Source organism: Bradyrhizobium sp. USDA 326 (genome assembly GCF_049739485.1).
In the GTDB taxonomy this organism is placed as follows: Bacteria; Pseudomonadota; Alphaproteobacteria; order Rhizobiales; family Xanthobacteraceae; genus Bradyrhizobium.
Map to the genome: position 1 here is coordinate 3,749,320 of NZ_JBMGQA010000001.1, position 12,684 is coordinate 3,762,003.

At 57.7% G+C, this 12,684-nt stretch carries 8 protein-coding genes and 1 pseudogene; 1 reads left to right on the plus strand and 8 read right to left on the minus strand.

Features of this window, described 5'->3' with window-relative positions:
- Nucleotides 1-446: 446 nt before the first annotated feature.
- Nucleotides 447-1,478, plus strand: a complete 1,032-nt coding sequence (locus ABIG06_RS17680) for an IS110 family transposase (protein ID WP_124163665.1) — start codon at nt 447-449, stop codon at nt 1,476-1,478.
- A gap of 458 nt (nt 1,479-1,936) precedes the next feature.
- Here the strand turns inward: ABIG06_RS17680 and ABIG06_RS17685 are convergent, their stop codons facing one another.
- From ABIG06_RS17685 to nodD1, 8 genes and pseudogenes are all read right to left on the minus strand, one after another.
- Entirely contained in the window at nt 1,937-2,662 is a 726-nt protein-coding gene (locus ABIG06_RS17685; RefSeq protein ID WP_124163664.1) for an outer membrane protein, read from the minus strand.
- Nucleotides 2,663-3,146: 484 nt separating this feature from the next.
- Nucleotides 3,147-3,392, minus strand: a complete 246-nt coding sequence (locus tag ABIG06_RS17690) for a hypothetical protein (protein WP_124163663.1) — start codon at nt 3,390-3,392, stop codon at nt 3,147-3,149.
- Between the two features lie 985 nt (nt 3,393-4,377).
- Nucleotides 4,378-4,740: a hypothetical protein gene (locus ABIG06_RS17695; RefSeq protein WP_036030678.1), complete on the minus strand. Its 363-nt coding sequence runs from the start codon at nt 4,738-4,740 to the stop codon at nt 4,378-4,380.
- A 1,506-nt stretch (nt 4,741-6,246) separates the two neighbouring features.
- A complete protein-coding gene (locus ABIG06_RS17700) occupies nt 6,247-7,386 on the minus strand; it encodes a branched-chain amino acid ABC transporter substrate-binding protein (protein WP_245333607.1) in 1,140 nt (379 codons plus the stop codon).
- Between the two features lie 299 nt (nt 7,387-7,685).
- Complete coding sequence (locus ABIG06_RS17705) at nt 7,686-8,390, minus strand: MerR family transcriptional regulator (RefSeq protein ID WP_199763004.1); 705 nt, start codon at nt 8,388-8,390, stop codon at nt 7,686-7,688.
- A gap of 125 nt (nt 8,391-8,515) precedes the next feature.
- Nucleotides 8,516-8,725: a hypothetical protein gene (locus ABIG06_RS17710; protein WP_199752393.1), complete on the minus strand. Its 210-nt coding sequence runs from the start codon at nt 8,723-8,725 to the stop codon at nt 8,516-8,518.
- Nucleotides 8,726-9,295: 570 nt separating this feature from the next.
- Nucleotides 9,296-10,289, minus strand: a pseudogene (nodD2, locus tag ABIG06_RS17715) (transcriptional regulator NodD2).
- Nucleotides 10,290-10,935: 646 nt separating this feature from the next.
- Nucleotides 10,936-11,880: a transcriptional regulator NodD1 gene (nodD1, locus tag ABIG06_RS17720; protein WP_124163661.1), complete on the minus strand. Its 945-nt coding sequence runs from the start codon at nt 11,878-11,880 to the stop codon at nt 10,936-10,938.
- Between the last annotated feature and the right edge of the window lie 804 nt (nt 11,881-12,684).

A 12,684-nucleotide genomic window follows, 5' to 3' on the forward strand; every position in this document is an offset into this window, starting at 1 on the left:
AAAGTGGGTGCCCCACCCGACCTCTGTTGTACAATGCAGTGGCATACCAATGAAAGTTATTAGCAACAGAAATGCAGTACCACCCGCCTCACCAACGCTCGCATAGAGCAGCGAGATGATCGCGAAGAGCGGAGAAATCATGCCTCAACGATCTTGGCTAAGCTCTTCGCCGTTTTCCACCGAGCCCTTCATAAGTTGTGCATCAGGTGCGGCCTAGTTGTGTTTCCGCAAGGGGCTTAAGTGGGGATGGGGCGGCCGGAGCTGCAGTCAGGTCAAGGTCCTTAACGAGCGTCGTGTGTAGACCGTCCCATCAACTGCCGAACTTTGTACTTGACTGGGCTGGAATAGGGCTGCGCTTTTGATGCTGTGGACGGCTCCTCCACCGGCACGAGAGTGCCAAGGTGTGGGCGCCGTTTGAGGCTCCCACGATTCGGAGGAGCAGCCCTATGCAGCCAATTTCGACCATCGGTCTGGATATCGCGAAGTCAGTCTTCCAAGTGCACGGCGTTGATGCAGCTGGCCAGGTGATCATCCGCCGTCAGTTGAAGCGCCGGCAAGTCCTGACGTTTTTCCAGAAGCTGCCGCCCTGCCTGGTAGGGATCGAGGCTTGCGCATCATCACACCATTGGTCCCGCGAGTTGCAGGCATTGGGGCATGCGGTGCGATTGATGCCTCCGGCCTATGTGAAGCCCTACGTCAAGCGGCAGAAGAACGACAGCGCTGATGCGGAGGCGATTTGCGAGGCGGTGACGAGGCCCAACATGGGGTTCGTGCCGACCAAGACGGTTGAACAACAGAGCTGTCTGATGCTTCACCGAGCGCGCCACCTCTTCATCCGCCAGCAGACTGCCGTGATCAATTCAATCCGCGCCTATCTCGCCGAGTCCGGGATTGTCGCCCCTGTCGGGCGCGGGGGTGTCGAGCAACTGCTGGAAGTCGTCGCCGATACAGCCGAAGACCGAGTCCCGGAGGGCGCCCGGATGTGTCTTGCTGCTCTCGGTGGGCAATTGCGCGCGCTGAAGGCCCAGATCCTGGAGTTCGACCGGCGCATCATCGCCTGGCATCGATCAAGCGCGACGAGCAAACGGCTGGACGCGATCCCCGGCGTTGGGCCGGCGCTGGCAACAGCTCTGGTCGCGAGCATTGCTGATCCTAGAGCTTTTCGATCGGGACGAGACTTCTCGGCCTGGGTTGGGCTTGTACCGAAGCAGAGCTCGAGCGGGGGCAAAGACAAGCTTGGCAGCATCAGCAAGCAGGGCGATCGCTATTTGCGTAGCCTGTTTACGGCTGGCGCGCTCGCCGTAATCCGCTACGCCAAGATCCATGGCACCGATCATCGGCCATGGCTCACGCGATTGTTGGCCCGCCGGCCCACCAAGGTCGCGGCCATCGCGCTTGCCAACAAGCTCGCCAGGATGGCCTGGGCGATGATGGCGAGGAACGAACGCTACCAGGAGCCGGCCGCGCTGGCGGCCTAAACGAGATCGCGCCGACATCGCCGGCGTGACGTAACGGTTGGGAGGGCGAACAGCACGTAATGCAGCGCCGGTCGATCCGGCGATCAGGACAACCCATACGGGCCACGGCATCTTCGAATGCGTGCTTTTGATCGGGACCTGATCCGCGGAGGGCATTATGGCCAGCGGTCATGTGAACCGCACAAACAGGCCGAACACATGGCTGCTCCGACCAATCTGCGACGTGAGGATTCTCCTTGCCAACCCGGAGCCGTCCACACATGGCCCTGAGAGGGCCGGACTCGAGGGGCCGCCGAGGTAAGCTGCATTTCTTGCTGTAAGTCACCTCGTGTCCCTGCTTCGCAAATGGTGCTGTCGCCTTCCCTACCAATGTCATGATTGCCGTTTTTGTGGGATCAACTCGCGAAAGAACCCCGACCGCTGGCCGGGGTCCGATTCACGCGACCGCGTGGAGGTCTCTATCTAGCAAAGGGCGAGCCAAACTTGTAATTGAGCCGTGCGGTGATGAGATCGACATCCTGGTGGACGCGATCCGTACCAAGAGCCGCTGGGAAGCTGATGTTGCTGCGCTGCATGAACAAGTGGTTATACTCGACGCCAGCTGACCAGTTCGGCGTGAGGCTGACTTCGGCACCGGCGCCCAGCACGCCACCCCAACGCACATCACTGCTTTTGCCAATCTCGGTGCCAGTAGCCAACGAGTTGACCTGATAGGTGTTGCTGGTCACCGCAGCACCACCCTTGCCGTATAGTAGCACGGCATTGAACGCGTAGCCGATATGGCCCGTGAGTAGACCGAATGCATCTGTCGTGGTGCCAACGGTGCTTGCCGGAAAGGCGGTGCTGATATTGGAGCCGTTGACGTCGGCCCAGTTGCCCTGACCTTCGATGCCGTAGACCATGTTGAAGATGTGCCAACGATAGCCAATCTGGCCGCCAATGGTCCCGCCAGTCGAATTGTGGCAGCCCTCGGGAGTGGCGCCATTGAAATCCCAGCAATTGTGGCTCGTTCCCCAGCCGCCATTTGCACCGATATAGTAGCCGGACCAATCGGTAATCGGGGCCGCGGCCGGCAGCGGTGCCGCTTTGACCTTGACAGGCTGCCCGGCCAAGTCCGTGCCGAAGGAGGGAGTGGCCGCAACGAGTGCGCCGATGCTTGCAGTCAGAATCAGAATGTTTTTCATTCGAGTGTCGTTTCCTTTCGGTGCCCCCCGGCGCCGTGCGTTTATCAATATGAACGCGAATTGCTGTAACTGCCGCACAACATGTCTTGGAAAGAAATGTGTCCAATCGTACGCGGCGTCAGATTGCGGAGCGCGCAAAATGCCGCTGCTCCACAGCCATCGAGACGCTGCGGCCCGGCAGTGGCGCCTCGCGGGGCCCTTCTTTGGACACGAGCCGTTCATGATGGCGTGCGATGCGACTGCAAAGTTGGGAGGTGCTTGGCTCCTTCTGTTGCAAACGGCAAGACGAGGCCGCGCTTACACACTTCGTGCATGCTGACGGCTCAGACAGATCGGTAATGAAGGCCTTGATTACGGGCGCGCCGGGCAGAGCATGAGTAGAGGAAAGTCTGCTCGACTACGCTCTGACCCGATTTGCCTATCGCATAGACCCGTTAGATGCGTTTACCAAGCCGGACGCTCCCAGCGGTACGGCTGCAAGCGCTCATTGGTCGGTCGACGGTGCGAGTTCAGCACGCAAGTTGCGTATCGCCTCGTTTGCCAGATTCAGAGTATTCCGTTCGCCTTTTCTTATCGAACACTCAAGGTAAGTGCGCAATCGTCTATGAAGGACGGCTTTGAGATTATGTGCCAGCAAGGGATCCTTCTCGACGAAGCCCCAAGCCTTGTCAAATGCGACGCTCACGACAGCATCTGGCACCTGCACTTGGTCGGAAGAAAACTGATCCATCTAAAACACTCCTCGACATCCTGACACAAGGGAGTACCCTCCCAACAGCTAACCGAGATTTCGTGACGTGTAGCAAGCGAGACATCAGCGTGCAGACCCCCGATCGAGCTGCTCTCGGTGCTTCAGGGAAGTTTATAGATCGTTGTTGAAAGTCGGATGACCGAATGTCGTATTGCCAGGCGCAGTCGAATAATTCTGAAAGGAGTGAAACGAGCAGGGATTCTAGCGCGCTTCTTTACCGTAGTGCGCAGTTGATTGGCGTCGACAATAAATTGTGGATATTCTTCCTGCAATCGGAAGATCCGCGCCAGGCCAGTCACGACTAACCTGACGTGAGCGGCCCAACCGCAATATTGTGATCTCGGAAAGCTATGTGAGGTTCTCGGATACGGACAGGTGGTGCGCGCCGCGTCTCAGCGCCACCAGTGCGCGGCGGACAATATCGGGGTGCCTCGCGGAAAGATTGCTAACGTGCGGAGTGGCTGATCGCCCTGTTCCGAGCATTAGCTTTCAAGGGTACCACACATCCAACATGTCGTAGCTGCCTTATCTGGTAGATCTTGATCGGAAGAAGAAGCGCCACATCCCCTAGGGCTGCTTTGGGAATCGTATCTGATACATGTAGCGAGTTCGAAGGTCGGCGCAGGGAGCGGTCGGAAGCGGCGATAGCCGTCCGGTGTCTCGAACGTATGTGTTGGGTTGCGCTTCCGCGCTATCAGCTCTTGGTGGCCACAGGCGTCGAGGAACAGCAAGGTCTTGCTAGATCGAACGTAACTGTGTCGTCCGCGGTGCGAGATAAAGCGAGCCTGCTCTCGAACGTCGCGAGCAGTTGCGATATAGAAAGCCAGCGGAAGCGACCCGCTTATGGACGGGTAGCCCATAAGCCGCATACCCTCCATCTGGTGCGGACGACATTGGCACGATTGTCAGTCCAGCGATAAACGTTCGGTCAGCGCCGTCAACCCAGAAAAAGCCAAATGGAAGTTCAGTCCGCCGCCGCACGTGAAAAAATCAGCTTGGCGATCGTCATTCGATTGACGGAAGTTCGTAGCGCTGCCGGTAATGCTGCCACAGTTTGATCGAAGAGGCGTCCCAAGAACTGAAGGTCCTCGGGCTGGTAAACGCCACGGTCTCGAAACAGTCGCATTCGTCCGTCACCGGTGCTCGTATCACCACGCTGGCCGAGCTCCAGCTCCGCCGTAATCATTTGGCCTATGAGTGCATTGAGCAGTCGGATCGCTTCGAGCTCGTTGCCTTCTTCGCGCATGAGCGCGGCCACGATGTCGAGTTGCAGGTCGATGCGATCCTCGAGATCCTGTATGCGTGAATTGGAAGGGTCAAGTTTCACGGTATTTCTCCAAAGTGGTGAAATGCAAGACAGGCGGAATAAGGGTCGTCGTTTCCCGTTCGCCAGACGCCGGATGCGTCGGCCGACGAATCGCTGTTGCACAGGAGGTGCGCACGCTCCCCAAACAGGGCGGCACACATGTCCCGCGACAGGATCGCAAAGGGGAAGGGGGCGTATATGGAAAAGCCGACAAGCGTTGTAGATGGCCCGGAAGTCTATTGGACCGTGATCGAGCCGTCCGGCGTGTCGGATAACTGCAGTGACTCCAGTCGGGGTCACACAGGTGGTTGTACTGCCTTGCTTGGAGCCGCGGCGACACGGCTGGATTGTTGATGCTATCGGCTCTGGTCAGAGCGAAAAGTCCGGCCCGCACCGGTGCAAAGGACAGTTCACCTGCCCGAGTTCTATGCTGCGGACGCATTTACCTTCGCCGAACAGTGCGCGTGAAAGCTGTCTTCTTAGAGCCGCCAAGTATCATCGCAAAGGCGAGAGACGACAACGTGATAGGCTGCGCGCCCGCCTGCGGTTGCTCATCGCACTGCATTGGTGCCCCGCGTGTTTCGTTGTCAAACATTGCGTGGTGCAGCCACGACAGACACGAATTGGGCTACGACCAACCTGCAAGGAATCGTTGTCACGAGACATTCGTGGACTGTTCTTTCCGTAATCCGGCGTCGACTTATGCGGTGTTTGGCTGGAATTAGTAAAATCGAAAGTGTTGATGGGATGCATCCAGTTCGTTGATAGCGCCCGCGAGCAGTCTCACCGCCTTCATCGGAGCCGGCTAATTGGTGCCTCCCGCGGTCTGGGCTCAGAGCAACGTCTAAGGGATGTCGGGCAGGGCTGCTGATCCGTTGATCACCGATCATGATTGACAAAGAAAAAGCCGCAGGGCTGCACGTTTGCGAATAGTTTGAAGCTCTGGGGTAGTCCCAAGCCGAAGAGACAGACATGCAATGTCGGCGCCTACGATCCACCAGCTGTGGTTACCCACCGTACCCGACTATAGCCTATGTGGTGGGTCCTGATTGCTTCATGCCGTCCCGCTCTCTCTCCCCTGCGTGGATCCGAGCTTGCGCGATATGATAGGTACAGGAGAATGCGTCAATGGCGATCGGGCTGTCAGTTTGATCGAAGTAGCGAACGCGCCCCCATCTGAGCCATAGCGTGACTATAAACTCGTTAGCTTCCCGTTCCTCCCCCCTGAACCTTCAATCACTTGGCGGCAGAAAGGTCATGCCTTCAGACCCGCCAGAACTGTAGTCGACCGCTCAGCGGTCCTGTGCTGCCGGACGGATCGGGACAACGGGGCTGCTATTTGTCTATCATCGGACGTAGCACCTCCGTCAGCTCGACCCTAGCTAGCTCTGCGAGCGCCGCAGCGAACGCGAAAAACGCTCCGAAAGCAGCAAGTATAAAAGAGCTAGCGAGTATCGCTGCGATAACGTTCTGAGGGCGTCTCGTCATTCGTGATACATTGCGTTTGGAGCCGGCGGTGCCTGCCAATCAATACTTCTTGACACGTTCAACACGGCCGTCGCGCCAGCGGTAAACCAAAAATCCAGAAGCCGAGTTGTCTCCCTTTTTGTCGAACCGGACCGGGCCAATTACGGTGTCGACCGGCCGTGAACGAAGTGCGCTGGCGACCCGCGTAGCATGGAAGGAGCCGCTCCGGTTCACCGCCTCTGCCCAGGCTTGCACAGCTGCATAGGCGTATAGCGTGTAGCCTTCACCGGACAGGCCGGAAGCTTTGAGTCCGGCGACCACGCCGGCCGCCTTGGCACTCCCGGCCGGATTGGGCATGAAGGTAAACAATGTGCCATTCCCAGCGCTGCCGGTAATCGCCCAGAATTCAGAGGTCATCAGCGGATCGTTTGCCATGACTATGAAGTCTGCTTTTGAATCTGATGCCTGGCGCACAAACAATCCGATTTCGGTATGATAGCCGCCGATATAGGCGACGCGCACTCGATCCTTTTTCATTCTTGAGACTAGCGCTCTGAAGTCCCGTTCACCTGCAACATAGCTTTGCCGACTGACTTGTCGTCCGAATCGATGAAGCTGGGCTTCGACCACGTCGGCAATGCCCTTTCCAGCAGTGCTCTTGTCGTCGAGCACCGCGATGTTCTCGTTGGGATGGTTCACGTGAATGTACTCGGCGGCAACGGTTCCCTGTTGGTCGTCGCGCCCGCAGATCCGAAAGACAGTCTTAAGGCCGCGCTCTGTTAGCTGAGGAGTTGACGAGCCTGGTGACACCTGAACGATGCCTGCTTCAGCGTAGATGTCGGAGGCCGGGATCGACGAAGAGGACCAAAAATGGGCAACCACCAACAGGACGCGCTCTGTCGCGAGCTTATTCGCAACTGCGACAGCTTGCCTTGGGTCGCAGGCGTCGTCAGCGACCCTCAATATAACTTTGGCATTATCCGGAAGTAGGCCCGAAGCGTTCAAGTCCTCAACCGCAGCAGCTGCACCATCGCGCATTTGCGCGCCGAACGCGGCGCTGCTTCCAGTCATTGGACCAGCCACGGCGATCTTTACTTCAGAACCGAGCGCAAGCGGGGCGGCGAGAGCACAGAAGAGAATCGCCGCACTTGCAACAGAAGCGCGCTGCGTATTTGCAATTGTATAGCCTTCAATGCTCACTGAAGTGATCCCAAGTGGTTGTGATCAGACACCCCTGCAGGTCAAGGCTGCTCCAAGCCAACCGTGCGTTGGCTCGACCAGCTTCCAATTTCCGGAGAGTCTACAATTTGACGTTACGTGCGGATCAAGCCGTTTTAAGGGGCATGGGTGCGTCAGGAGCGCGCATCGGCGGGCCATGATCATCTGTTCGCTTAAGCTCATAAAGCTTTCAGCCCGCATCAGAGCGCGGCCGGTCAACCTAGCATTGTCAGGTTGCCTTCAACCGACGTGTGGAAACGGCCATGAACGGGTCAGTACGGCTAATCCTCCAACCCGCCAAGGGCGAGATCGAGATATTGCATCAGGCAGGGATCCCAACCAGCCAGAGCGCGGGGGGCGCTCAGTCGTGCAAGTACCTTCAGGATCATCGAAACGCGTGAATCGGCGCCGGCGATTTCGCTGATCAGCAAGCGTGCTGCAACTGCGACAGCCTTTGCGCGCTCACCGCAAGGGGGCTCGCTCCGATCCATGCAATCGCGAAGGTCGTCACGGATTCGCCGCCACCGGTCCTCGCGCTCTGAAGCTAAATTGCAGATGCATGGGGACGTTTGACTACGCGTCTCGACTCGCGACATGGCATTCAGAGTGGCAGGCAGCTCATCCACACTTACTTGCGCCTCGCCGTCGATGGTCATGTTGCGCAAACGGTCGCGCAAAAGAGTTGCTCGAGCGACTTGAAGTTCTATGCGCTCTAAATGTTTGCGCAGCAGGTCCGTGAGAGAAGTCGTTCCCTCCATGGCTTTACGGATCTCGACAAGTGAGAAGCCAAGCTCACGCAGCGCGCGAATCTGCTGAACCCGCTGCAGGCTTTCGCGGTCATACATCCGGTGGCCGCCGTCAGTACGCTCTGTGGCTGCTAGGAGTCCTGTGTGCTCATAATGGTGCAGCGTGCGTACCGTTACTCCGGTCGCCTCTGCAAGTTCGCCAATGCGCCATCGACGCCTTCTTGGTGTAGGTTTGTTCATGTTGTTCAATTTTGAAGCCTACAACCTGACGTCACGTATGATTCAAGCTGCTTTCTTAGCGTCAGCCTGAATCGTCTTCCATTCTCCAGCGCGAGAGTGGTGACTATCCTTAGAATGGCGGCGGATCAACCCTGAGGGGAAAGGGTGATCAACAAGTTCGCAAGGCATGCCAGTTGAGTCTCGCCAGCCACTGTACGCTCCAGGATGAGCTTGGCGATTGCCGTGCGATTCTCTGGACTCCGCATCGATGGGGGTAGCGCGTCGACGGCGCTGTCATAAAGTCGTCCGAGGGCAGAAAGCTCTTCTGGATCGAACACGCCGCTGGATAGCTTCAACCTTCAGCTCCTTGTTTGAATTGGGTCCAGGGCAGCGCAGGTCGTCAAGACGTTTGGCTGCGGTAGGGCCAAAAGAAGTCATACCTGCGGCGCAGAGCGATGGAGATGCGGTGTACTGTAGAGTGATGCCATAGGGCCACACGCGAGCGCGGATGCTTGCTTCGTCTGTATGATCGACGACCTCTATGCTCACGATGCATTTTGTTGCGACTCCAAAGAGGCCGATCGCCTCCATTCATCGGGAGCAACTACTAACTCGGAGAGTTGACGACCGGAGCTCCGTGCCGGCCATGCGTTCTTGAGAGACGCGCTTGGCGGCCGCGCTGCAACGTAAACGCCTGGCCTAAGGGCAAACGTGCTGCTCCGTGTCCGTCTCTAAAGCCAGGCCAACATTCCGCGGTTCGGACATCGCGCCTAACGCCAACGCGCAAAAGAGATCAAGAACGTCTCATGAACCGCGCGCCCGGAGGGTCTTTATCCCGCGATAAGGAGAGCAAGCCAGGTAGGTGGAATTGTGTGTGTGCTGAGACAAGTGTTGGAATGTGAGGTTCGTAGACTTCACGAGCCTCCTTAAGGCAACGGCGAGACGGATTGTGCGGATTTTCCGGCACTGCCCGCTCCTTCCGGAGTGCTGGTGACGGGGTGTTCTTTCGCAGTTGCCATGCGCGTGGCCTCTTGGAACAACATCTCCCGCATCCACAGGCTTTCCGGGTCATTGTTGTGAAGTGCGGGCCATTGGACCGCTTCAGTGAAGACGGGGAATGGATCCGGAAGCTCGACAATCTGAAGAGGCATCGTTTTTTGGAAATGCCTCACGAGCCCTAATGGCATCGTGCCTATGCGGTTCGTCCCAACAAGGAGGGGCGGGATCATGCTGAAGCTCTGCACGAGAATGTCGATGCGCCGAGTAGGACCGAGATCGATTAAGAATGATTGCTCAACTGCGCGTGTGGGGTGCGCCTCCGTGCTTAACTGCAACGTGACCCATCGACACATATCGATCGAATGTAAGCCCGCGTTGTAATTCCCTGTTCGTGCAGCAACCTACGCAGACGAGCCTCTCCTCGAATAGGGCCGCCCTGGGGTGCGCGCTGGACATGAGAGAATCTGGCAGGATAACAAAATCGACTTCGCCGCGGCGGAGGAGCTCCTCGTGCTCAGCGGTCGGCGCCGCCAGTTCGAAGCTGACGGTGGGGGCTTCTCGTGTGACGCGCTCCACGACATTTTTTAAGAATACAACTGTTATGAAATCAGAAAGGGCGATCCTGAATCGCCGGCTCGATCGAGCTGGATCGAACACGTCTCGCGCCATGATTGAGAGTTCAATGTGCACCAGCGCCTGGCGTACAGGAGCTGCGAGCCCTTCCGCCCGCGAGGTCAAGACAAGTTCGCGCCCCCTCATCCCAAACAGTTCATCGCCAAAATATGAGCGCAACCGGGCAACGGCTGCGCTCATGGCCGGCTGACTGAGATTGATGCTACGCGCCGCTGAGGTGAGATTGCGCTCAGTTATCAGAGCATCCAGCGCAACGAGAAGATTTAGATCCAGACCTTTGAAACGCATCTCTTCTTATCCGGCGCAAACGTCCTTGCTGCGACAAAGCGTGCGGTGGCGGCTGCGTTTGGAGCAATCGTCCTGGCTCGCCCGAATGGACATCGGCTCAACCCGGCCATCACGACAAGAGGCTCGCGAAATGACCACAAGAATGGACAGCAAGCGGTAAGCCGATCGGCCGCGGCGGGAAAGCTTCAGGACCCTCCAAGCTGATCCGTCTCGCCGGTTTCGGCCGACCACGTAGCTGGTCCGTTCAGCTCGCTGATGGCAGATCGTCCCAGCATCCGTGAGCGCCGTGAGGTCCCCAAAGCGCTCCGTCGACGGCTGTGTCGTGCAGCGCAAGTCGCGACGGTCAACCTACAACCTGACGCAATGTGCGATTCAAGCCATTTTAATGGCCAAGCTGAACATTTGTAATGGAGGCGTGTTCTATCCGCGATATTGCCAGGGGTAGCCCTGAACGCAGCGCAAGCCCATCAAACCACACCTGGGAAGTCACCACGCTTACAACTGGAAAAGTCTTCGCAAGCGGATCACTGGCTTGTGAGGTCGTGGCAGTGTCTCTCCAGGAGACGCCGAAGCGAGGAAAGGGACCGAGCACGTCGAAGGGCCCATAGCGTGCTTTGGATATTCGGAGTCGCAGCCTGCGGTAAGCCTAACAGCGCCTACGAGTTGGAGGCCCTTGCTCACCAGATGCCATGTTGGATGCCTCCTCGAGCAATATCCGCCGCATCCAGATGCTCGCGGGATCGGTATTGTGGAACGAGGGCCATTGCACGGCCTCTGTGAATATGGGTAGGGGGAGAGGCGGTTCGATGATTCGCAGCGGCATCCGCTTTTCGAAGTGTCTGGCCAGTCGCAAGGGCATCGTGCCGATACGGCTCGTGTCTAACAATATGGGCGGAATCAGGCTAAAGCCCTGCACGACCACCTCAATTCGTCTCCTCAGACCGTGCTCAAGCAAAAACCATTCTTCGAGGTTCGGTCTCAGTGCCCGTCCGAACTTGGCAGCAACGTGCCCCATCGAGATGTATTTATCGAACGTAAGCTGTCGGGATAGCTGCTTGTTCGCGCGGCATCCCACGCACACGAGGGTCTCGTCGAACAGCGTCGCCTTAGGATGCGCACTCGACATGAACAGTTCCGGCAGAATGAGAAAGTCGACTTCGCCCCGACGGAGCAGCTCATCGGGTTCATCGGAAAATGGCAGCAATTCGAACCGCACGGCGGGAGCTTCTTGTGCGATGCGGTCCACTATTCTGCGGAAGAAAACGATCGTCATGAAATCCGAAAGAATGACCCTGAACCGTCGACTCGACTGAGTCGGGTCGAACGCGTCCCGTGATATGATTGAGAGTTGGATGTGCAGCAGGGCCTCGCGAACCGGACCTGCAAGCGCCTCCGCGCCAGGTGTCGGGACGAGCTCGCGACCTTTCATAGTAAATAGTTCATCACGGAAATAGGTGCGCAGCCGTGCGATCGCAGCGCTCATGGCCGGCTGGCTCAGGTTAATTTTGCGAGCCGCCGCTGTGAGATTGCGCTCCGTCATCACGGCATCGAGCGCAACGAGAAGATTTAGATCGAGTCCCTTGAACCGCATGTTGTGAGTCTATCCATCGTGTGGATGTGTTCTATCGAAACAATCGATTTTACCAAATTGCGGGATGTTGGATAGCAAACTGAAGTTTGAAAAAGTAACCAGGCACACCACAATGCTTTATGGTCGTTCAGGTGAGCTCAGAGGAAAGCTCCTGGACGTGCGAGCGCGCCGCCGATTCCGTTTCATGGGCGTCTACAGGCGCGTCATGCGAGCCGTGTTGCGTCTCCGTGCGAAGTGCGCTCGTTTGGTCGGCAAGCGGGGTCCGATAAACCTTGGTATGGTGACGCCATCCGTTTCCATATTCGAGGTTTACCCGCGTACACTTGAGAGCGCTTTCAGCATCATTCTAGTGTCAGGGAATAGCGGCAGGCGCAGATTGCGGATGCCAATAATTCCAGGCGCCTTTCCAAATGGCTCGCCTGTCCAGTGCATTCGGGGCGTGTCGAAGATGTATGAAAGCCAGTTTGACCTGATGCCGCTCCGAAGCGCCGTCGATGAGGGCCGCGCGTCGATCGCCTGCCCTCAGAGATCAAAGCGGCGGACATCGAAGCGACAGGAGGCGCAAAAGCTCTTTGGTGCAGACAGCATCTGGCCTGTCGAATCGCATCGTGGGCATCTTCCGATATATGGCACGCAGGGCATTGGCCGGATGAGGAGCGCGAACCGAGCGCTCGCTGCCTCGCGAGCATGGGGCCAGCGGCGCTGTGCAGGCGAGCGGTGCCGAGCTCCGACACAGCAAGTCCGCGCATCCCAGCATTGATCGGCGGTTCGGCGACTAACGACTTCACGTGAACGTCTCGCTCT

Bases quoted from the DNA above. Each gene is read 5' to 3' on its own strand.
- ABIG06_RS17690 (WP_124163663.1), bottom strand. From the start codon at position 3,392: ATGGATCAGTTTTCTTCCGACCAAGTGCAGGTGCCAGATGCTGTCGTG.
- ABIG06_RS17705 (WP_199763004.1), bottom strand. From the start codon at position 8,390: ATGAACAAACCTACACCAAGAAGGCGTCGATGGCGCATTGGCGAACTT.
- nodD1 (WP_124163661.1), bottom strand. From the start codon at position 11,880: ATGCGGTTCAAGGGACTCGATCTAAATCTTCTCGTTGCGCTCGATGCC.
- ABIG06_RS17680 (WP_124163665.1), top strand. From the start codon at position 447: ATGCAGCCAATTTCGACCATCGGTCTGGATATCGCGAAGTCAGTCTTC.
- ABIG06_RS17685 (WP_124163664.1), bottom strand. From the start codon at position 2,662: ATGAAAAACATTCTGATTCTGACTGCAAGCATCGGCGCACTCGTTGCG.